Source organism: Butyrivibrio sp. FCS006 (genome assembly GCF_000424525.1).
Taxonomy (GTDB): Bacteria; Bacillota; Clostridia; order Lachnospirales; family Lachnospiraceae; genus Butyrivibrio.
The window spans coordinates 708,758-728,636 of sequence record NZ_KE384203.1 but is presented as its reverse complement, the minus strand read 5'-3'; the positions used below and the strand labels follow the sequence as shown (position 1 = coordinate 728,636).

The window sequence follows — 19,879 nt, the reverse complement described above, 5'->3', positions numbered from 1 at the left end:
GACTTGGCAAAAGAGCTGACACAACAATCTAAACAGGAGAAGAATCATGGAATTAGTAGTTGGGAGACCAAAGAGCCCTGAAGGCAGGCTCGAGAGAGAACTCAGGGTTTACGACATGCTTGATAAGCTCGGGATCGAGTACGAGAGAGTCGATCACGAAGCAGCAATGACAATGGAAGCCTGCGAGGCCATAGATGTAGCCCTTGGAACACTTATGTGCAAGAATCTCTTTTTGTGCAATAGGCAGAAGACCGCATTTTACCTGCTTCTGATGCCCGGGAACAAGAAGTTCAAGACAAAAGAGCTATCGAACCAGATAAACTCAGCCAGACTCTCTTTTGCGGAAGCAGAAGATATGCTGAAATATCTGGACATAGAGCCCGGAGCGGTAAGCGTCATGGGGCTTATGAACGACAAGGACCACGCAGTCAGACTCCTTGTGGATGAGGACGTCAAGGCCGGCGCATTCATAGGGTGCCACCCTTGCGTAAACACTTCGAGCCTCAAGATAAAGACCTCTGATATTTTTGATAAGTTCTTGCCTGCAACAGGGCATGTAGCTGAGATTGTTCACCTGGTTGGAGAGGATTAAAACATGAGCATCGCTGATAAATTAGAGATCCTTTTAAGCAAAGCCAACGAAAACCCGGAGCTTAAGCAAAAGCTCCTTGATACCAGAAACGCCAAAGACCAGCTCTCTGAGTTCTGCAAGATCGCGCAGGAGAGCGGCGTTGACATCACGGTCATGGACATCGTCAATCAGGGCGAGGAGTTCTATGCCGAGATTAAGCGCAGCACCAACGGAGGCGGTGAGAACTCACCGGACCTTGAATTCCAGAACGACGAATACTCGATCTTCATGATGAGACTTGGTGGCTGACCATGTGCGGACGGTACTTTTTTGGCGACAGAACTGCAGATGAAGTGGAAAAAGAGCTCGGACTTCGGCCCGGGGCTATCAGTCCGCGCCCGGGTGATGCGACTCCCGGGATGATTCTGCCCGGAATCGTAAGACGCCGAAATGGCGCGCAAAACCATAACAACGAGCCTCAGGCCACAGACGTCCAAGACCTCTTCTGGGGCCTTACTTCCCGTGACAACAAGCTCATCATCAACGCCAGAGCCGAATCCGTCTGTGACAAGCCCATGTTCTCGGATAGTTTCTCAAACAGAAGATGCCTTCTCCTGGCAGCAGGCTTCTACGAATGGGACAAGGCAAAGACTAAATTCATCTTCAAAAGACCTGACGGAAAGCCCATGTATCTGGCAGGTTTCTATGATCTTAATGAAGGCAAAGACTCTTTTGTCATATTAACGACATCCCCCAACAGCTCCATGGAGCCTGTCCACGACAGGATGCCCGTGATGATCGAAGCTGCAAGCGCGCAGGACTACCTGCAGGATACGTCAGCAGCCATGGACATGTTAAAAGAGCCCATGCCTGAGCTTGAGCGCAGCACAGACTACGAGCAGCAAAGTCTTTTCTGATACTTCTGATACACCAATCCATTGCTAAAAGGGCTAAATGACTGCTATAATCGTTAGTGACTGCTAACAAAATGTCACAAGATAAGTGCGGACAAAAATCCGCCGGAGGAATTTACATGTTATCAAATGTACTGGTTATAGTGATTTTAGCTGTGGTACTCTTTATAGCTTTGCGAGGCAGTATCAAGCACCTCAAAGGAGAAGGCGGATGCTGCGGAGGCGGCGATTCTGTCAAAAAAGAGCCTGACAAAAAGCTTACAGGCCCCATAATAAAAACGACGATATTCAAGATAGACGGAATGCATTGCGAGAATTGTTCAAACAGAGTAAAGCGCACCATCAACAGATTAGACGGCGTTTCAGCCAAGGTTAATCTCAGGAAGAAAGAGGCAGTTGTCCGCTATGAGAAAGACATCGCCGATGACGTTATCACAAAAGAGATCGAGGACCTTGGTTATAAGGTGACTGAGTGTTATGGTAAAGTGTAAGAGCGTGGAGTTTACCATTCCTTCCGTAGAAGGCGATGATATAGCCAAGAATTTTGGACCCTGGGGACGGAGTCAGTGGCTCATTATCAGATAATTAACAGCTAGAAAGATAGTTTTCAGATACTGAACCACTGACTCCGTCCCCAGGGTCCAAAATTCTTTGGTATAATCAGTGTATGGTTTGTGATAATAGATGAGTAAGGCGGGGAAAACATGAAGACAAAACTTACGGTTGTAGTAGATAATATATCAAGCGAAGGCGTCACCGGTGAGTGGGGCCTTTGTTTGCTTGTGGAATTTAATGGAAAAAAGATCCTGGTGGATGCCGGGGCGTCAAAGCTCTTTCTGACAAACATGGAGAAGCTTGGGCTTGATGTTGCGGATGTCGACTACGGCGTGCTGAGCCATGCTCACTACGACCACGCAAATGGAATCCCGGCGTTTTTTGAACACAACAGCAAGGCGAAGTTCTATTTAAGGGATGGCACGGCAACGAACTGTTACCACAAGATGAAGATTTTCAAGAAATATATTGGAATTCCAAGGAGTATGCTAAGAAAGTATCCTGACAGAATAGAGATGGTTTCAGGCGACTATAAGCTCATTGAAGGGGCATATCTTATCCCCCACAAGACCGCCGGCCTTTCCGAGATCGGAAAGCGCGAGCGCATGTACAGGAAGGAAAATCACCGCTGGATCCCTGATGATTTTTCGCACGAGCAGAGCCTTGTGCTTGATACCGACAAGGGCCTTGTTATCATCAACTCCTGTTCACACGGAGGAGCAGCCAATATTATAAATGAGGTAAAAGAGTCTTTTCCTGACAAGCACGTATATGGGCTTATCGGAGGATTCCACCTGTTCAACAAATCAGGCGAAGAGATAAAAGATGTGGCCGGAAAGATAAAGGACACAGGGATAGATTATGTGTGCACCGGACACTGCACTAAAGGCCGCGCCTATGGCATCTTAAAGGAAGAGCTTGGCGATAAGATAGAGCAGATGAAGGTTGGATATCAGATGGAGTTCTAGTATTTGCCTGTTAGGGTGATCATGTCGACGTGCTTTAATATGCCGACATCCTCAAGAAGCCTGATCATTCGATAAACAGTGGCGGTACCGACGGTATTGTCTTTTGCAATCACCTTGTGGTAGATCTCTTTGCAGGATGCACCGTCGCTCCCGAGAATGATATCTATTATAAGTTTTCTTTGTTTTGTGATCCTAAAGCCCTTTTCTTTCAAAAGGGAAATGACGTATTCGTTACTCATGTCAGCCTTTCCTTAAGATGCGACGCATCTGTTTCTGGTAGTATTAACGATCATCTGTGATAAGTGTCTGCCTCCGGACAGGCACTTTTTATATACTTCAGTACACTTCTTATAACTGGAAAAGGTCTTTTCCGCCTTCTCCTTATCCCCGTAAACCTTCCAGTAACCAACGCACTTGACGCCCTTCCGGGTATCCTCCATGAAGCCTCTTACATCAACAGGAGGATAACCCAGGAAAAGACCTATCTCATGAGGGAAAGAGTTTTGACTGCTGATCTGGTTAATGAGATGGACAATGTCGCTCTCTACAGACTCGCAACTATAGCCCTTTGCAAGGAGGATCTCACGGGCTTCTTTGCAGGAAAGATCGGCCTTTAGCTTATCCGGTCTGTAAAGATAAAGAAGGACATTTTTATCGGATATTTTAAGAGGAATTGCCCGAAGCCCCTTTCCTGCAAAGCACTGATTAAGCTGCCTTAGTTCTTCATTTATATCTGTAATAAGAGATCTGTCCACTGTGAAGATGTTTCCTGTTTTGATCCCCGCCAGTGTCGGTGAACAGTTCTCGACTATGATGTTGTCAGGCATTTACATGACTCCCCGAAAAAAATATTTTCGTAACGTTAGCTATTGCTAACGAAATTATAGCGTATTATAATTCTGTTAGCAATAGGTAACTTTGTGTTATGAGGAGGAAAAATGAAAGAACAGTTTCTTGAAATCAAAGATTTAAAGAAGAGTTTCGGAACCGGAGAGGCCAGACAGGATGTCCTTCGGGGCATGAATTTCACTGTTAAAAAAGGTGAATTCTGCGTGCTTCTCGGGCCATCCGGATCCGGAAAATCAACACTTTTGAACATCATCGGCGGAATCGATACGCCGGATGAAGGGTTTGTGAGCATAGGCGGTGACAAGCTTGAAGAGATGAGCGAGAAGGAGCTTACGCTGTACAGAAGAAAGCACCTGGGATATGTTTTCCAGATGTACAACCTGATCCCGAACCTGAACGTCAAGGAGAACATCGAGGTGGGAGCATATCTCTCCGACAATCCCCTGGATGTGGAGGAGGTACTGACCACCCTTGGACTTCAGAAGCACAAGTACAAGTATCCCAACCAGTTATCCGGCGGACAGCAGCAGAGGGTTTCAATCGGCAGAGCTGTCGTTAAGAATCCCGACATTTTAATGTGCGACGAACCAACAGGCGCACTGGATTACAAGACATCAAAAGAAATACTGGCTCTCATTGAGGAATGCAACAACAAGTTTGGCAGCACCGTGATCATGGTGACTCACAATGAGGCGATCAAAAATATGGCGGATCATGTCATCAAGTTAAGGGATGGTGTGGTGCGCCATAATGATATCAACGAAAATAAGATCTCTGCGATGGATCTGGAGTGGTAGGAGGTAGATGCTATGAAAAATCCTCTTATCAGGAGAATCCCGAGAGAACTTAAAGGTGACTGGCACAAGTATTTAGTTATCATCGTTTTCATGGTGATCATGATCGGAGTTATCTCCGGAATGTACGTTGGTCACGATTCGATGCTGGCAGCAGTGTATGCAGGAAGAGATGAGCTTAACCTCGAGGACGGAAGCTTTGAACTGTCCAAGAAGGCGTCGCAGGATCTGCTTGATGATATAAGCTCAGGTAAAAAAGCTGACGTAAGAAGCTACTATATCGACAAGGGCAACAAGGAAGCCGATAAGAAGGTGGCGGAGGCTGTAGAAGATGAACTCAATGAGCAGGTGACTGCAAAGATTGAGGAAGCTGTCAGGGCCCAGTGTGCTGCATATGGTATTACAGATGAAGAGATGATCAAGGGTCAGATCGATGCGGCCATGGAAAGCTCTTTTGACAAAGCAATTGAAGAAGCAAGGGAGTCGGATGAGTTTAAGAAAGCCGTGGATGAAGCCTATGATGAAGCCCACGAAGAAGTGGTTAAAAAAGTCGATGAGGAGTGGGACGAAGTCGCAGACAGGTACAACCTTAATGATGAAATCGATCCGGTCACGGTTAAGATATATGAACACTTCTACAGAAATGAGTCCGAGGATAACAACGGCGATGGCGTAGAGGACGCCACTGTCAGGGTTTACAAGAGTGACTCGGAGATAGACAAAGCTTCTTTTAACGAAGGACGGGCACCTGAGGCGGATGATGAAATTGCCATCGACAGGATGCATGCTGACAACGTGGGCGTTGCACTGGGCAACACGATCAAAGTCGGCGGAAAAGAGTTCGAGGTGGTTGGACTTCTTTCGTATGTAAATTATCTGACGCTCCATGAGTCCAACACTGACCTGATGTTTGATGCCTTCGGGTTTGACGTTGCCATGGTGACACCTGAGGCGTTTAAAGAATTGCGGTCCAGAGTGCATTACAGCTATGCGTATAAGTATGATAAGGCGCCTGAGTCTAAGGTGGAGCAGCAGGACTATTCAGAGAATTTCATGAAGGCTTTGATCACGCAGGCTCTTGTTTACGACAACGAGATTGACGATTATCTTCCTGAGTATCTGCGCCAGGCCAGCAACTTCGCAGTGAGCGACATCGAAGGGGATTTAGTTGGCGCAAGCATTCTCTGCTACATACTTATCGGTGTTATCGCTTTTATATTTGCGATCATCATCAGCAACACCATTGAAAAAGAGGCTTCGGTCATCGGGACACTTAGGGCTTCGGGCTACAGCAGATCAGAGCTTGTGGTGCACTACATGTCCATGCCGGTCATCGTCACACTGATCGGTGCTCTGATAGGAAACGTTCTGGGATACACAGCATTTAAGAATCTGGCGGTTTACCTGTATTTCAACAGCTACAGTCTTCCAAAGTGCCATGCGGTCTGGAGTAACACGGCGCTTATTAAGACCACGATAATCCCGCTGCTTTTGATGTTCTTCATAAATCTTTTTGTCATTGTGAAGAAGCTGCAGCTAAGTCCGCTGAAGTTCCTGCGTCACGACCTGGTAAAGACAAGAAGAACCAAGGCTATGCGCCTTCCGAGATGGTCGTTCCTAAAAAGGTTCAGACTTAGGATTCTTTTCCAGAATATACCAAACTATCTGGTGCTGATATTCGGAGTAATCTTTATTGAGCTCATGATGTGCTTCGCCTTCGGGCTTCCGGATTCTCTGAATCATTACGCGAAAGCGGCGCCGGATATGATGTTTGCAGAGTATCAGTACATGCTGATGGACAGTAAGAATTCTGATGGAGATGTGATCGAGACATCCGAGGAAACTGCTGAGCGTTTTAGCATGACAAATCTCATGTATCCCAAAAAGAGCAGTTCTTTCCGCGAAGGAATGGGAAGCGGCCAGGATGAGAGCGTGACGGTTTACGGAATCAGCGAGGATAGCGATTACATCTCTTTGGGAAAAGACACTTCGAAGGATGCACTGTATATCTCCAGCGCCTTCTCCAAGAAGTTCGGGATCAAGGCTGGTGATAAGATAACGCTTCACGAGGAATATGAGAATAAGTCCTATGAATTCAGCGTTCTGGGAGTTGTGGATTACGACGGAGGAATTGCTGCGTTCCTTGATGCTAAGAGCTTTAATACAGCGTTTGAAAAAGACAGCGATGACTTCTACGGGTATTTCTCAAGAAATGAGATCACTGACATAGATGATCAGGATATTGCAACGGTCATTACTTCCGAAGATATCGTGAAGGTCACAAATCAGCTGATGCACTCCATGGGCGGCTTTATGGGAGTCTTTAAATATGCTCTTATAGTACTGTCGGCGTCGCTGATATATCTTTTGGCCAAGATCATCATTGAGAGGAATGAGCAATCTATCTCCATGGCGAAGATCCTGGGCTTTAAGAACGTAGAGATTGGGTCTCTCTACATTATTCCGACGGCTATCGTGGTCGTAGTGTTTGCAGTCGCTGCATTTGTTGTCGGATATTATCTGATGGTGTGGATATTCCACGCGTTCATGCTTCAGCTTGATGGGTACTTTGCATTCTATATGAGCCGCTCGTCCATGGTGCTGACGGTGGTCTATCTGCTGATAGGATATGCGTTTGTGTCGCTGGTTGATTTTGCGAGAATTAAGAGAATTCCACTGGATGTGGCGCTTAAGAATATAGAATAAAACTTAAACCTCTGTAAAGAGGGGGCAGCCGGGCTTTCTAAAAAAGGAAACCCGGCTGCTTTCATGATTTGTGCATATCTTTGATGATAGTTAGCTTGCTTATTAATCAGGCGATTGCATCATATCCGGAAACCATGGATGAACTGAACTCTGATGGTGTGAACATATCGACTGAAGCTCCGCTGTTTACAGCACCTGCCTTAACAGCTTCTGCCATTGACTGTGTGTTACCTGTACCGCTCCAATATACTATTGCTACTTTACTCATACTTTCCTCCTTAATTACACGTTGTTGTGTTGTGATTACATGTTGTAGTGTTATGCTTGAGTTAGCATATGCTAACAATAACTTTTTCTTGAGGTCCTAGTCAAGGCACTTCGTTGATAAAATATCTCAAAAGATTTTTTTGTGCTATAATCGAATGCGAATTTGGTAATATGTAGATTTGATTTTGGAAAGAATAAGAAATGTTTAAGAACAGTAGATTACAAGAGAATAGAACCAGCAGAGATATTCTGCTTAATATGGTCATTGCAGCTATCAGTTTGTTTGTTAATGGATTTGGAGTTTATCTTACGATTCAGGCCAATATCGGCGCCGGCCCATGGGACGTCCTCAATCTTGGACTTTCAAAGACCTTTGGAATCCTGTACGGAACAGCCTCGGTTGCAGTTTCCTATGCGATACTTGGAATTGATATAGCATTAAAAGAGCCTATTGGAATAGCGATGTTCATTGATGCCTTCGTGGTTGGTAAGGCAGTTGACCTCTTTAACAAGATTAACCTTGTACCTAAGTGCGACAGCCTCGCTACCGGAATACCCGTGATGATCCTCGGACTTATCATCATGGCTTACACCCAGTACACCTACATGAGCGCTTCACTCGGCTGTGGCCCGAGAGATACACTTCTTGTTGCTCTTGCAAAGCGCGCAGGCAAGATCCCGATAGGCGCAGTGAGCATCACACTTCTCAGCCTTGCAACCTTTATTGGCTGGCTCCTCGGAGGCCCTGTTGGCATCGGCACCCTTATCTGTGCCTTCGCCACCGGACCCATCATGCAGGCAGCCTTCACTTCCGTTAAATTCGACGCCAAGAGCGTCCACCACCAGCACCTTTTCGATTCAGTAAAAGTCTTCTCCACCCACAAAGCCGCCTAACTTTTTTGAGCCCCAGGGACGGAGTCAGTGGCTCACAAATGAGCCCTTGACTCCGTCCCTGGGGCTCAAAAATTTATGTTTTTTTAATTTTTGGGGTGCATAAAGTGATGTAACATTTTATTTGATGTTATATACGAGGAGGACGGGTTATGAAAAAGAATGGACTTAAGATTTTTACGGTACTTCTGCTTTCCGGTGCGATAGCCGCAGCGCTTATGATGGGATGTGCGGATAAGACAGCGCAGAATGCGGCGACAGGGGAGGCTACAAGCGAGAACGCGCCTGCTACTGAGGCTACAACTCAAGCAGCGGAAGCTGCTACAGAGCAGGTGGCTGAAACAACTGCTGAGATTCCTGCGCCACCGTATTTTACAAAAGGTGTATATGTTAACTACGCAAAAGAGGCTGAGAATCCATCCAAGACTTACTTCTATGTGATCAATGACGAAACCTACGGACACACAGAGGATGGTGAGCACGATGGAATCGGACTTCCATTTGCTATCACTCAGAAAGATGGCGCAGTCGATTTCTCATTCGGTGGAGCAGACGAAGATATTGATACACTGACAATTCACTCCGTAGAAAACGGCGTGATCACAGGTGCATTTAAAGACGGCCTTGAGCTTGTTTTCGAGCCGGTAGCGGATGCAGATCCTGAAACATTCAGTTCGGAGAACTTTGTAAACGGCCCTGAGAACAGCGTTTATCACGATGCAAACGGCTGGAGCGTCAAGTATGACGCAACAAAGTTTGAGATCAACCAGAGCGGACCTCAGGTGTTCATTGTTTACACAGGCGACAGCGCAGGATCAAACCTTATAACCGTCACATACACAGTGGACAACAAGGCTGAAGCTGCGATAAAAGAGCTTGGAAAGCCCTACGGCGATAAGGCAGAATATACAGAGTGGCCATTTCCGGGCGTAAGTGATGTCACGGGCTACAACGTTTCTGTTCCTGTGGACAAAGAAGGATCGGGATCTTACATGACAGCCTTTGCAAGAGATTACATGGACGGAGCTCTTATTTTTGAGACAGACGGTCATGACGGTGACGATGAAGAGATGAACACAGAGGTGCATGCAGCCCTCACAAGCGTTCTTAACTCACTGACCTTTGACTGATGACCAAGATGATTACAAGGCGCCTGAGAAATCAGGCGCCCTTTTTGTGCTAGAATATAATTGTTGCAATACATAAGAAAAAGAAAGGCACCAACATCATGTTAATCGCACAATACTTTGTTGAATTCATATTTTACAGCTTTCTGGGCTGGGTTTGGGAATCCATTTACTGCTCAGCCAACGAGAAGAAATGGGCGGACAGAGGGTTCCTCTTTGGCCCAATTTGCCCAATCTACGGCTCATGCGTAGTTGGAGTCTCGATACTGTTTTCACTGATAAAGCCGCTGTCATCTCCAACATTCCCGATATGGGGGATCTTCATCATATGCTACATAGGCAGTGCAATCGCAGAGTACGGAACATCCTGGGTCCTGGAAAAGAGATTTCACGCCAGATGGTGGGATTACAGTAAGCTTCCGCTGAATATAAACGGAAGAATCTGCGTACCGGTGAGCATAGCCTTTGGTCTTGCGGGAGTAGCGGTAGTCAAGTTCCTGATCCCAGCTGTTGAAGGAGTTCACGCCGCCGTCAGCCCGATCATATACGAGGTTCTCGCAATCGTGATCGCCATGATCTTCGGCGCAGACTTCGCCCTGACGGAAGCCAGCCTTAACGCGCTCCTAAAAGATGTAGAGAAAATGCACGAGGAGTTCAACTTAAAGGCCCAGGAGAGCTATGAGAAGGTCGCCTCAGCACCTAAAGTGATAGAGCAGAAGATCAAGGAAGAAAAAGAGCAGATTGAGGCTCACCACGACCAACTTGCCAGAGCCTATGCCGAAAAGCTCTCCCTTAACCAGAAGAGAATTCTTCTTGGTATTCAGAAATTCATGCCAAAAGCCGGAGAAGATGAGAACAGCATCGACCACGTTCCGCTGATCCGTGCTACAGACAAGCTAAGAGAGAGGGTCAGAGACCTGAGAAATAAAAAGGCTTAAAAGCTTAGAGAATATAAAAGAAGGCGCTAAATATCGCGCCTTCTTTTTAATGTCCCGGTTTGCAACACACGTGTAGACACAAGCCTCATCCATGCTGTGATTCCGCTTAAGGCCCACACGATTCCCGCTGAAACCCAGATACCTGTGGCGCCCATGCCAAGATATTTGGTAAACAGGATCGGGACGGTGAATCTGCCCACAACCTCGACAAGACCGTTGAACAAGGCAAAGAAAGCATCGCCAACGCCATTGAGAACACCCCTGACCACGTAGATTAGGCCCAGTACAGGGTAGAATACACTGGTTATCTTAAGTCCCATCGCACCCATGGCAATGATCTCAGGCTCATCAACAAACAAGGACGTGATAACGCCACCGAAGAGCTGCATTGAGACGATCATTACAGCCGCAAGGATGACCATTATCAAAAGACCTTTTCTATATCCGTCACGTACTCTGTCAATCTTCTTGGCACCGTAGTTCTGCCCGACGAAGGTAGAAATCGACGCGCTCAAAGTGGTGAAGGGCTGATGGATGAGCTGCTCGATTCTGTTGGTGGCGGTAAATGCAGCAACTACAGTTTTGCCGTAGCCGTTAACTATACGCTGTACAGCCATTCCTGAGATTGCAATAAGTCCAAACTGAAGTGAGAGAGGAATTCCGAGTCTCAAAACCTTGATGGCAAGGTCCGGGACGAAGACGATATCCTCTCTTTTTAATTTGAAATAAGGGTTCTTCATGTAAGCATAGGCTCCGCAGCAGGCAGCAGCTATAAACTGCGAGATGACTGTCGCGATGGCTGCTCCGTTTATTCCCATTCCCATCACATAAACAAAAAGAAGGTCCAGAACGACGTTGATTATCGCCGACAGGATAAGGAAATACAGCGGAGTTTTGGAATCTCCCAGAGCCCTCATCATTGAAGTTATATAGTTGTAGAGCGATACAAAGATAAGTCCCATGCACATATAGCGCACATAGGAGGTGGCATCTGCAAGGATCTCAGTAGGCGTACTCAGGATCCTGAGAATGTTATCAGCGCTGATATAGCCAATTATCGCAAAGCAAGCAGGTATGATCAGCATGATGATCCCTGTATTTACAATGCCCTTCTTGACGCGTTCGTCATCGTGGGCACCGTAAAACTGTGACACAATGATTCCGCCGCCGCTTCCGATTCCGTTGCACAGCGCAAAGAACAGAAAGGTTATGGAACCTGTGGCACCTACGGCCGCCAGGGCATCAGGCCCTACAAACCTGCCCACTATGGCAGAATCTGCAATATTATACACTTGCTGGAAGATATTTCCGATCAGAGCCGGCAGGGCAAAGAGTATCAGGTGCCTTGTAGGGCTGCCAACTGTCATATCTGTAGTATTTCTCATAAATCACAACTCCATGCATTTTTATTCGCTTCTCTAAGTATAACCTAGTTTTTGTACATAATCTTCTCATATTTGGCTTTGTATATTGTCAATTTTTGGTGGATAATTAAAAGAAGGAGCTAAATGACTATGGATACTTTTTGCTTTGGTAATCCGGATGCACAAAAGGTCCTCATCCAGCCTGTGGATGAGCACGACCTGGAGGTTTTGGAAAGCGAATTCAATATAATAAAGAGCCTGACTGACACGGACTTTTACCTCATTGCAGCCAAGGTCGGCAACTGGAACAAAGACTTATCTCCCTGGAAGGCACCTGCGGTATTTGGCAATGAAGATTTCGGCGAAGGAGCCGGGGATTTTCTGAAAGCTCTTTTACCATTGTGCTCTGACGGGCAAAAGACATATTACATAGGCGGATATTCACTGGCAGGCCTGTTCGCACTCTGGTCCGCCTATCAGACAGACACATTCAAAGGCGTGGCAGCAGCATCGCCATCCATGTGGTTTCCGGGCTTTACAGAATATATGGCCGAAAACACCATAAAGTGCGACGCTGTCTACTTAAGTCTCGGCGACAAAGAAGCAAAGGCCAGAAACCCGGTCATGGCCACAGTCGCAGACAAAATGTCCGAGGCTCAGGAAATCCTTAAGGCCAAAGGCGTTAACGTCACCTTCGAGTGGAACAGCGGAAATCATTTCAAAGAGTCAGACCTGCGAACCGCCAAAGCCTTCGCCTTTGTACTTAGCAACACATAAATGTTTTTGGAGGAATACTATGCAATATATCACCAAAGCACAGATGAAACGGCTAATGTGGGTATCTTTTTTCTGCATACTCATGACGTTCCTTACTGCGCAGTTTACGTTTTTAAGGGGCGTAGCCAATCTTAAACCCATGTATGTGCTCAACATAGGAATGGATATGGTCAGCATGATGATGGGATATATGCTGTTTGTATGTTTTGTCATCGATGTGCAAAAGAACGGATCTGACCTTCGCTTTCTGATGCTACTGCTTATAACGGCTTATATCGGGTGCTTTACCGATGCCTGTGCATGGCTTGTAGATGGAATCCCGCAGCTGAGATGGGCTAACATTTTAGACAACACGGTGTACTATCTCTGTGCTCCGCTTGAAGCGTGCTATTTCTGGCTCTATACCATGACCTACTTAAAACTTGATGACAAATACATAAGGCTCGTGGGAAGAGTTATTGTTCTCGGACTTATAGGGCCTATCAGCATGAGGATCATCAATCTTTTCACCGGAATATATTTCACAGTGGATGCATCCGGCGTTTATCAGAGAAGTCCCATGTATCTTCTCTCATTGATCTACGCATATGTTGTTATGATCCTGGCTCTCATCGGAGTTATCTATCAGAGAAAGAAACTTCAGAGATTTCAGATAGTCACTTTCTTTGCATATGCAGCAGTACCTCTGATCATAGGCGGACTTACGGCGACAATGTATGGCCTTTCGCCAAGCGCATCCGTTGCCATGCTGATAATCCTTTTGATATACGGAATCCTCAACGTCAATCAGGGCAGGGAGAAAGCTGCAGCAGACAGAGATCTGATGGTGGCATCGGCCATTCAGGAGAATATTCTTCCCAAGATCTTCCCGTATCTGCCCGATAGAAAAGAGTTTGATCTCTATGCCACAATGAATCCCGCAAGGGAGGTTGGCGGCGACTTCTACGATTTCTTTATGGTGGATGATGACAGGCTGGTGCTTGTCATGGCCGACGTATCCGGTAAAGGTATTCCGGCAGCTCTTTTCATGATGGTATCAAGGACGCTTATCAAGAACAGGGCGCTTCTGGGAGAAGATCCCGCCAAGATCCTCTACGAAGTAAACAACCAGCTCTGCGAGGGCAATAAGGCGGAACTCTTCGTTACAGTATGGCTCGCTACAGTTTCTTTATCCACAGGAGAGGGCCTTGCGGTCAATGCAGGACACGAGCATCCGGTACTCAAGCACAAGGACGGAAAGTTTGAACTTGTTCAGTACAAACACTCACCTGCGGTAGCTACCATGGAAGGCCTGAAGTTCAGACAGCACGAGTTTAAGTTAGAGCCCGGCGATACTTTCTTTGTTTACACAGACGGTGTCACAGAGGCAGCCAATGCAAACAATGTGTTCTTCGGAGAAGAGAGGATGCTGGAGGCTCTGAACAAGGACCAGGATGCAGATCCCGAAAGAATTCTTCTCAACGTTTCGCAGAGCATCAAAGAATATGTTGGAGATGCCAAGCAGTTTGATGACATCACAATGCTGGCATTTACATATAACGGAGTTAATTAGACAAAATAAAAGAACAGGAGGGGCAGCTTCCTGTTCTTTATTTTTTTGTTTGTTTTCCATATTCAGTTTTTATATTTTTTAAATCAGCCAACTAAGAACATCCTTCTTGCTGCCTTGTTTCTGATGGAAACTTTGCGGATCTGGCCGATGATGATCTGAATTGCGATGCATCCGAAGATTATTCCGCAAGCTGCTGCAAAGATAGGATAAAGAGCTGATCCTGCTGCGATAGTGATTACTTCAAATACCAGTGTTAAGATGATGATTGCCTTTGCGATAATAGTTGTCATAATTTTGTTCCTCCTTAATTTGGATTTTTCTCTCTTCTATTTTTGTGTTGCTGTGTTTGTTTTGTTTTGTTGATTGTATGTTATCAGACTGAGTGTCACAGAATTATCACACGAGCGAAAAAGCGCGTGGTTATGCTTTTTTTAGAAACTCTTAAGATTTATGGTGCAATAACAGTGCTATAATTCACTGTTGTAGGTTAAACGTTTGAGAACCATACATTTAGAAGAGGAGAGATTATGAAAAAGAAAGTTTTACTTGTAATGATGATGAGTGTCTTTGCGCTTCAGATGACTGCATGTGGAAAAGAGGCAGCTCCTGCCGAGACAGAGCCCGCTGAGACAACAGAAGCTGTAGAGACCACAGAGAATACTGAAAACACAGAGAATACAGAGCTTGCAAATCCCTGGACAGAGATCACAGAGGAGCAGGCAACAGCGAAGATTCCAAACAGCTTTAGCGCTCCCGAGGGTGCAACAAATGTAGTATGGAGAGCAATGGGTGACATGGATCCTTCTTCTTTTGAAGTTCCCGGACCTGTTGTAGAGCTTGACTTTGACCTTGACGGAATGAGCTTTACTGCAAGAGAGCAGATCACCGGAGATGATAACCAGGATATTTCAGGAATGTTCTATGACTGGACAGTTACAAATGATATAACACTTGCAAACTGGGCTGATGGCAACATGCCTGCAAAGGCTTCACGCTATGTAGGTGATAGCGAGAGCGCAGACCTTGTAACCTGGTATGATGTAGAAATCGGAATCAGCTACAGCCTTTCTACTGTTGCAAAAGACCTTGACGGCTTTGATCCTCAGGCTATCGTAGAAGCAATGTATGATCCAAACAAGCAGGCAAGCGCCGGCATTCCCGATGATGCAGACGAGCACGTTCCTATGGATATCACAGGTTGCGATACCTTCACACAGATCGTTGATAAGCTTCAGGCTGGACAGGGCTATGCAAATGTAACTATCGCTGACAAGGACGTTCTTTTAGTTGCTTCAGGAACCTACGATTATGACGGAGACGGCAAGAAGTTCGTTGCAATCGATGCTGATGTTTATGAGTATGATGCAGACGGAAAGATCCAGTATCTCGGCTATGTAGAGTGTGGTGGAACAGCTTATCCTCTTGCAGTTGACAAGGGTATCCTCTATGTCGGAAACAACCACGGCATGCAGAAAATGACAATCACAGAGTTTGATCTTCTTGCAGTTGATGAGAATGCTTACGTTGAGTATGACTCAGACGGAAACGGAACTTACTACTACACATCAGATCTCCGCACAGTAAATGAAGATCCTGATGGCAAGGTTGCAGATGATTCCAAGCTCAACGAGTTCTATGCAGATTACGAGAAAGCAGAGATGGTTGAATTTAATACAGTACAGTAATTTGCCAAATTATGTGTAAAACGGGTCGATATCAGTGCGATATCGACCTTTTTTATATGCATATACTATGATAATGTTTAAATAACAAAAACTTAAATGGGGTTCAGTTATGGAGGAAGTATAAATGTTGGAGATAAAAAACTATTCTAAGTCTTACGACGGTGGTAAAAAAGCTGCGGACAACGTGACACTTACCGTGGAGAGCGGCGATATTTACGGCTTTATCGGTCACAACGGCGCAGGAAAATCTACAACCATCCGTGCAGTGGTAGGTGTCCTTGATTTTGACGAGGGTGAGATCCTAATAGACGGCCATTCCGTAAAAGATGAGCCTATGGAATGCAAGAAGATCACTGCCTACATCCCTGACAATCCGGACCTGTACGAGAATCTGACAGGAATCCAGTACCTTAATTTCGTGGCAGATGTCTTTGACATTAGTGCCAAGGACAGAGAAGAGAAGATCAAGAAATATGCGGATCTGTTCGAGATCACCGATGCCCTTGGTGATCAGATCAGTTCTTACTCACACGGTATGAAGCAGAAGGTGGCCATCATCTCAGCGCTGATCCATGATCCAAAGCTTCTGGTTCTCGATGAGCCCTTCGTTGGTCTCGACCCCAAGGCGACTTTTACGTTAAAAGAGATAATGCATGAGATGTGCGATCGGGGAACAGCCATATTCTTCTCAACCCACGTTCTTGATGTTGCTGAAAAGCTCTGCAACAAGGTTGCCATAATCAAAAAAGGAAAGATCATAGCAGCCGGAACCATGGAGGAACTTACAGAAGGTCATTCATTAGAGGAAGCATTCCTGGAGGCAGACAATGGATAAGAAGAATCTGATTTTGTTAAAAACTCTTCTTCTTTCTACCAGCAGGGTGAACATCCTTAAGCATTCAAAAGACAAAAAGAAGAAGAATAAGATAATCGCAGCATACGTGGGACTATTTTTCCTGTATGCGATGATAATGGCTTACAGCATTCTGATGTGCGTCGGATATGGAATGATGGGAATAATCGATTCGGTCCCTGCCATGTGCGCACTCGTGATCAGCTCTCTGGCCTTTGTGTTTACTGTGTTTAAGACCAACGGATATCTTTTTAACTTCAAGGAATATGACATGCTGATGTCACTTCCTTTTGAGAGCAGCACTATAGCAGGGTGCAAGTTCCTCTACATGTACATCAAGACGCTGCCCTGGTATATGAGTGTTTCGGTTGCAATGCTTATCGGATACGCGATATTCGCAGGTGTGGGCCCTGTGATCTGGCTCTACTGGATACTGCTTTCGCTCTTTATTCCCCTGATTCCGATGCTGGCTGCATCCTTTGTGGGATTTATCATAGCCAGGATCAGCTCCGGATTTAAGAAGACGAATTTTATTAAGACAATACTTGCCTTTGTATTTATCATTTTCAGTTTCTCTCTGAGGTACATCATCGAGAATTTCTTTGAAAACGGAAGAGCAGAGCAGACTCTTGAGAACATGTCTGAGGCTACAGAAAAAGCATCAGGGATTTATCTTCCAATGGGATGGTTTTCTGACGCAGTTACAAAGGGAAGCATTATAAGCGGACTACTGCTTATAGTGGTGTCGGCAGCTCTTTTCCTGATCCTGTTCCGCATAGTGGGAAGGTCTTACAGAAATATCAATTCTGCGCTTAAGACCCACGCTGCCGGCGGCAAATTCAAGATGACCACTCAGAAAAAGAGAAGTCTCGTTACCGCCATTGCCTACAAAGAATTCAGGAGAATGCTCGGCTCAACAACTTACATCACCAATGCGGCTATGGGTGAAGTTTTGGCGGTGATTTTGGGAGTTGCGACACTGATCTTCGGATTCGATGTAATTGTGTCAAAGGTGACTTCCGGTGCACCCATTGATGCGGCGATATTACAGCCGGCGATTCCGTTTATTGCATACTTCCTGGTGGGAATGATGTCTACCACATCCTGTTCGCCATCCCTTGAGGGCAAGAACTACTGGATAGTGCAGAGCATGCCCATAGAAAAGAAGACTCTTTATCAGGGCAAGATGCTCTTTAACATGTGCCTGACAGTACCTTTCATGGTGTTTACGGTGCTGTGCTTATGCATCTCGGCAAGAGTTCCTGTGATAAATACGCTTTTGTATATCGTTTTGGGATTCGCTCTGTGTGCCTTCTCTACAGCCTGGGGCTGCGTGTGCGGAATAAAGCACATGAGGCTTGACTGGGAGAATGAAGTTGAGGTCATCAAACAGGGACCCGGCGTTGCATGGTATATGCTTCCGAATATGTTTGTGGTCATGATCCTTGTGGTGCTTATAGTATTTCTTGGAATGCGTATAGACCATAAGATATTGGCACTGATATTTACTGCGATTGCAGGAGTGCTGGCGCTTATTAGCTACAAGCGAGCCCTGGCGCTGGCAGAGAAGCGATAAGATATACGAATTAAGATATAAAGATATAAAAACAGCCGTCGGAGATTTGTGTCTCCGGCGGCTTTGTCGTGCCTAAAATCATAATACTTTCGATAAGAAGTCCTTAAGCCTCTGGCTCTGAGGATTTTCGAAGAATTCCTTGGGGGTGTTCTCCTCTAAGATATTTCCTTCATCCATAAAGAGCACCTTGGTGGCAACCTCTCTTGCAAATCCCATCTCGTGAGTTACAACCACCATGGTCATTCCGTCATCGGCGAGCTGCTTCATAACGTCCAGAACCTCGCCTACCATCTCGGGATCGAGAGCTGATGTCGGCTCATCAAAGAGCATCATCTCGGGATTCATGCACAAAGAGCGCACGATCGCGATTCTCTGTTTCTGGCCGCCTGATAAGGAAACGGGATAAACGTCTGCCTTATCGAGAAGATTGACTCTCTTAAGGAGCTCTGTTGCCTTTTCCCTTGCCTCTTTTTCGCTCATTACCTTGAGCTTGACGGGAGCGAGGATAATGTTATCCATAACGGTGAGATTGTTGAAGAGGTTGAAGTTCTGGAACACCATTCCCATGCGCTGTCTGATCTTGTTGATGTTGATCTTGGGATCGGTGATTTCCTGAGCGTCAAAGTAAATCTCGCCGGATGTAGGTCTTTCAAGAAGGTTGAGGCACCTTAGGAACGTGCTCTTTCCTGATCCTGAAGGACCGACGATAACAATCTTTTCACCCTTTCCGACTTCATATGTAATACCGTTTAAGACCTTGGTTATGGATCCGTCGGTATTTTTAAATTCTTTATAGAGATTATTAACGCTTATCACTCTTACGCATCCTCCTTTCAAGTTTGCCAAGGAGTATGGTCAGCAGTTTGATTATCACAAAGTAAACAACCGCTGCACCGATGAGAGGCATAAAAGCATCATAGGTCCTTGAAGCTACCTGGTTTGCCACACGTGTAAGGTCTGCGAGAGAAACGTAACCTACGATCGCAGTCTCTTTTATCAGAGTTATAAACTCGTTGCCCAGAGGCGGGATTACATTCTTGATGGCCTGTGGAAGGATGATGTAGCGCATGGTAGCTGCCTTGGAAAGACCAAGACTTCTGCCGGCTTCCATCTGCCCCTTGTCAACCGCAAGGATTCCGCCGCGGACAATCTCAGATACGTATGCTCCGGAGTTGATTCCAAAGGAAAGTGATGCAACCAGGATTCCGTTGTTGGAGGAAGCCATGATGATGAACCACATGATAAGGAGCTGCAGTACGCTGGGAGTTCCTCTGATGATGTCCACGTAAACTGTGGCTATGTAATTAAGGATGGTAGGCCTTCCGTCTTCGGTGGTGGAGAGTTTCATAAGGGCCACAACGGTTCCGATTATGATACCCAGGATTCCGGCAAATATGGCAACTTCGAGAGTTATGCCAAGACCTGCCAGATACTGTTTCCAGCGATCACCGGTTATGAAAGCCGCAATAAAACGTTCAGATAAAGTCATTTA

Annotated in this window: 22 protein-coding genes; 15 read left to right on the top strand and 7 right to left on the bottom strand. The window is 45.9% G+C overall.

Going from position 1 to position 19,879, the window contains the following annotated elements; genetic code table 11:
- Nucleotides 1-46: 46 nt before the first annotated feature.
- From G633_RS0110480 to G633_RS0110455, 5 genes are all read left to right on the top strand, one after another.
- Nucleotides 47-592, top strand: a complete 546-nt coding sequence (locus G633_RS0110480) for a prolyl-tRNA synthetase associated domain-containing protein (RefSeq protein ID WP_026519880.1) — start codon at nt 47-49, stop codon at nt 590-592.
- A 3-nt stretch (nt 593-595) separates the two neighbouring features.
- Nucleotides 596-880, top strand: a complete 285-nt coding sequence (locus G633_RS0110475; RefSeq protein ID WP_022770197.1) for a Nif11-like leader peptide family natural product precursor — start codon at nt 596-598, stop codon at nt 878-880.
- A 2-nt stretch (nt 881-882) separates the two neighbouring features.
- A complete protein-coding gene (locus tag G633_RS19335; protein WP_051200110.1) occupies nt 883-1,488 on the top strand; it encodes an SOS response-associated peptidase in 606 nt (201 codons plus the stop codon).
- A gap of 116 nt (nt 1,489-1,604) precedes the next feature.
- The gene (locus G633_RS0110465; protein ID WP_026519879.1) at nt 1,605-1,976 is read left to right on the top strand and encodes a heavy-metal-associated domain-containing protein; all 372 of its coding nucleotides are present in this window, start codon (nt 1,605-1,607) and stop codon (nt 1,974-1,976) included.
- A gap of 213 nt (nt 1,977-2,189) precedes the next feature.
- Nucleotides 2,190-3,008 (top strand): MBL fold metallo-hydrolase, encoded by an 819-nt coding sequence (locus G633_RS0110455; protein ID WP_022770202.1) that lies wholly within the window; start codon nt 2,190-2,192, stop codon nt 3,006-3,008.
- Here G633_RS0110455 and G633_RS0110450 read toward each other — a convergent pair.
- Together G633_RS0110450 and G633_RS0110445 are read right to left on the bottom strand one after the other, a co-directional pair.
- Nucleotides 3,005-3,247 carry a Fur family transcriptional regulator gene (locus G633_RS0110450; RefSeq protein WP_022770204.1) on the bottom strand — a complete coding sequence of 81 codons (243 nt, stop codon included), beginning with the start codon at nt 3,245-3,247 and terminating at the stop codon, nt 3,005-3,007. The genes G633_RS0110455 and G633_RS0110450 overlap by 4 nt on opposite strands.
- A gap of 12 nt (nt 3,248-3,259) precedes the next feature.
- The gene (locus tag G633_RS0110445; RefSeq protein ID WP_026519878.1) at nt 3,260-3,835 is read right to left on the bottom strand and encodes a DUF3793 family protein; all 576 of its coding nucleotides are present in this window, start codon (nt 3,833-3,835) and stop codon (nt 3,260-3,262) included.
- Between the two features lie 111 nt (nt 3,836-3,946).
- Between G633_RS0110445 and G633_RS0110440 the strand changes: the two genes are divergently transcribed.
- Together G633_RS0110440 and G633_RS0110435 are read left to right on the top strand one after the other, a co-directional pair.
- Entirely contained in the window at nt 3,947-4,654 is a 708-nt protein-coding gene (locus G633_RS0110440; RefSeq protein ID WP_026519877.1) for an ABC transporter ATP-binding protein, read from the top strand.
- A gap of 12 nt (nt 4,655-4,666) precedes the next feature.
- Nucleotides 4,667-7,357, top strand: coding sequence for an FtsX-like permease family protein (locus G633_RS0110435; RefSeq protein WP_026519876.1), 2,691 nt, complete (start codon nt 4,667-4,669; stop codon nt 7,355-7,357).
- 106 nt (nt 7,358-7,463) lie between these two features.
- Here the strand turns inward: G633_RS0110435 and G633_RS19940 are convergent, their stop codons facing one another.
- Nucleotides 7,464-7,625: a flavodoxin domain-containing protein gene (locus tag G633_RS19940; RefSeq protein ID WP_035771257.1), complete on the bottom strand. Its 162-nt coding sequence runs from the start codon at nt 7,623-7,625 to the stop codon at nt 7,464-7,466.
- Nucleotides 7,626-7,825: 200 nt separating this feature from the next.
- Here G633_RS19940 and G633_RS0110425 point away from each other — a divergent pair, with 200 nt between their 5' ends.
- The 3 genes from G633_RS0110425 to G633_RS0110415 all read left to right on the top strand — a co-directional run bounded on the left by G633_RS0110425 (nt 7,826) and on the right by G633_RS0110415 (nt 10,580).
- Nucleotides 7,826-8,518: a YczE/YyaS/YitT family protein gene (locus G633_RS0110425; RefSeq protein WP_026519875.1), complete on the top strand. Its 693-nt coding sequence runs from the start codon at nt 7,826-7,828 to the stop codon at nt 8,516-8,518.
- A 149-nt stretch (nt 8,519-8,667) separates the two neighbouring features.
- Nucleotides 8,668-9,645: a hypothetical protein gene (locus tag G633_RS0110420; protein ID WP_026519874.1), complete on the top strand. Its 978-nt coding sequence runs from the start codon at nt 8,668-8,670 to the stop codon at nt 9,643-9,645.
- Nucleotides 9,646-9,743: 98 nt separating this feature from the next.
- Nucleotides 9,744-10,580 (top strand): putative ABC transporter permease, encoded by an 837-nt coding sequence (locus tag G633_RS0110415; RefSeq protein ID WP_026519873.1) that lies wholly within the window; start codon nt 9,744-9,746, stop codon nt 10,578-10,580.
- A gap of 26 nt (nt 10,581-10,606) precedes the next feature.
- Here the strand turns inward: G633_RS0110415 and G633_RS18095 are convergent, their stop codons facing one another.
- Nucleotides 10,607-11,965 (bottom strand): MATE family efflux transporter, encoded by a 1,359-nt coding sequence (locus G633_RS18095; protein WP_051200108.1) that lies wholly within the window; start codon nt 11,963-11,965, stop codon nt 10,607-10,609.
- A 129-nt stretch (nt 11,966-12,094) separates the two neighbouring features.
- Between G633_RS18095 and G633_RS0110405 the strand changes: the two genes are divergently transcribed.
- Together G633_RS0110405 and G633_RS19330 are read left to right on the top strand one after the other, a co-directional pair.
- Nucleotides 12,095-12,721, top strand: a complete 627-nt coding sequence (locus tag G633_RS0110405; RefSeq protein WP_026519872.1) for an esterase — start codon at nt 12,095-12,097, stop codon at nt 12,719-12,721.
- Between the two features lie 43 nt (nt 12,722-12,764).
- A complete protein-coding gene (locus tag G633_RS19330) occupies nt 12,765-14,273 on the top strand; it encodes a PP2C family protein-serine/threonine phosphatase (protein WP_207638106.1) in 1,509 nt (502 codons plus the stop codon).
- A gap of 83 nt (nt 14,274-14,356) precedes the next feature.
- Here the strand turns inward: G633_RS19330 and G633_RS0110395 are convergent, their stop codons facing one another.
- Nucleotides 14,357-14,563, bottom strand: coding sequence for a hypothetical protein (locus tag G633_RS0110395; protein ID WP_022770218.1), 207 nt, complete (start codon nt 14,561-14,563; stop codon nt 14,357-14,359).
- Nucleotides 14,564-14,800: 237 nt separating this feature from the next.
- On the opposite strand from G633_RS0110395, the gene G633_RS0110390 reads away from it, so the two are divergent.
- The 3 genes from G633_RS0110390 (at nt 14,801) to G633_RS0110380 (ending at nt 18,387) form a co-directional block, all read left to right on the top strand.
- Nucleotides 14,801-15,958: a hypothetical protein gene (locus G633_RS0110390; RefSeq protein ID WP_026519871.1), complete on the top strand. Its 1,158-nt coding sequence runs from the start codon at nt 14,801-14,803 to the stop codon at nt 15,956-15,958.
- A 124-nt stretch (nt 15,959-16,082) separates the two neighbouring features.
- The gene (locus tag G633_RS0110385; protein ID WP_022770221.1) at nt 16,083-16,793 is read left to right on the top strand and encodes an ABC transporter ATP-binding protein; all 711 of its coding nucleotides are present in this window, start codon (nt 16,083-16,085) and stop codon (nt 16,791-16,793) included.
- Complete coding sequence (locus G633_RS0110380) at nt 16,786-18,387, top strand: putative ABC transporter permease subunit (protein ID WP_026519870.1); 1,602 nt, start codon at nt 16,786-16,788, stop codon at nt 18,385-18,387. The genes G633_RS0110385 and G633_RS0110380 overlap by 8 nt, the downstream gene beginning before the upstream one ends.
- Nucleotides 18,388-18,465: 78 nt before the next feature.
- On the opposite strand, the gene G633_RS0110375 is transcribed toward G633_RS0110380, so the two are convergent.
- Both G633_RS0110375 and G633_RS0110370 read right to left on the bottom strand, forming a co-directional pair.
- Entirely contained in the window at nt 18,466-19,203 is a 738-nt protein-coding gene (locus G633_RS0110375) for an amino acid ABC transporter ATP-binding protein (protein WP_026519869.1), read from the bottom strand.
- Nucleotides 19,190-19,876, bottom strand: a complete 687-nt coding sequence (locus G633_RS0110370; protein WP_022770225.1) for an amino acid ABC transporter permease — start codon at nt 19,874-19,876, stop codon at nt 19,190-19,192. Before G633_RS0110370 ends, G633_RS0110375 begins: the two co-directional genes overlap by 14 nt.
- Between the last annotated feature and the right edge of the window lie 3 nt (nt 19,877-19,879).

Excerpts from the sequence above, each read along its gene's own strand:
- G633_RS0110480 (WP_026519880.1), top strand. The coding sequence starts at position 47 with ATGGAATTAGTAGTTGGGAGACCAAAGAGCCCTGAAGGCAGGCTCGAG.
- G633_RS0110475 (WP_022770197.1), top strand. The coding sequence starts at position 596 with ATGAGCATCGCTGATAAATTAGAGATCCTTTTAAGCAAAGCCAACGAA.
- G633_RS19335 (WP_051200110.1), top strand. The coding sequence starts at position 883 with ATGTGCGGACGGTACTTTTTTGGCGACAGAACTGCAGATGAAGTGGAA.
- G633_RS0110465 (WP_026519879.1), top strand. The coding sequence starts at position 1,605 with ATGTTATCAAATGTACTGGTTATAGTGATTTTAGCTGTGGTACTCTTT.
- G633_RS0110455 (WP_022770202.1), top strand. The coding sequence starts at position 2,190 with ATGAAGACAAAACTTACGGTTGTAGTAGATAATATATCAAGCGAAGGC.
- G633_RS0110450 (WP_022770204.1), bottom strand. The coding sequence starts at position 3,247 with ATGAGTAACGAATACGTCATTTCCCTTTTGAAAGAAAAGGGCTTTAGG.
- G633_RS0110445 (WP_026519878.1), bottom strand. The coding sequence starts at position 3,835 with ATGCCTGACAACATCATAGTCGAGAACTGTTCACCGACACTGGCGGGG.
- G633_RS0110440 (WP_026519877.1), top strand. The coding sequence starts at position 3,947 with ATGAAAGAACAGTTTCTTGAAATCAAAGATTTAAAGAAGAGTTTCGGA.
- G633_RS0110435 (WP_026519876.1), top strand. The coding sequence starts at position 4,667 with ATGAAAAATCCTCTTATCAGGAGAATCCCGAGAGAACTTAAAGGTGAC.
- G633_RS19940 (WP_035771257.1), bottom strand. The coding sequence starts at position 7,625 with ATGAGTAAAGTAGCAATAGTATATTGGAGCGGTACAGGTAACACACAG.
- G633_RS0110425 (WP_026519875.1), top strand. The coding sequence starts at position 7,826 with ATGTTTAAGAACAGTAGATTACAAGAGAATAGAACCAGCAGAGATATT.
- G633_RS0110420 (WP_026519874.1), top strand. The coding sequence starts at position 8,668 with ATGAAAAAGAATGGACTTAAGATTTTTACGGTACTTCTGCTTTCCGGT.
- G633_RS0110415 (WP_026519873.1), top strand. The coding sequence starts at position 9,744 with ATGTTAATCGCACAATACTTTGTTGAATTCATATTTTACAGCTTTCTG.
- G633_RS18095 (WP_051200108.1), bottom strand. The coding sequence starts at position 11,965 with ATGAGAAATACTACAGATATGACAGTTGGCAGCCCTACAAGGCACCTG.
- G633_RS0110405 (WP_026519872.1), top strand. The coding sequence starts at position 12,095 with ATGGATACTTTTTGCTTTGGTAATCCGGATGCACAAAAGGTCCTCATC.
- G633_RS19330 (WP_207638106.1), top strand. The coding sequence starts at position 12,765 with ATGAAACGGCTAATGTGGGTATCTTTTTTCTGCATACTCATGACGTTC.
- G633_RS0110395 (WP_022770218.1), bottom strand. The coding sequence starts at position 14,563 with ATGACAACTATTATCGCAAAGGCAATCATCATCTTAACACTGGTATTT.
- G633_RS0110390 (WP_026519871.1), top strand. The coding sequence starts at position 14,801 with ATGAAAAAGAAAGTTTTACTTGTAATGATGATGAGTGTCTTTGCGCTT.
- G633_RS0110385 (WP_022770221.1), top strand. The coding sequence starts at position 16,083 with ATGTTGGAGATAAAAAACTATTCTAAGTCTTACGACGGTGGTAAAAAA.
- G633_RS0110380 (WP_026519870.1), top strand. The coding sequence starts at position 16,786 with ATGGATAAGAAGAATCTGATTTTGTTAAAAACTCTTCTTCTTTCTACC.
- G633_RS0110370 (WP_022770225.1), bottom strand. The coding sequence starts at position 19,876 with ATGACTTTATCTGAACGTTTTATTGCGGCTTTCATAACCGGTGATCGC.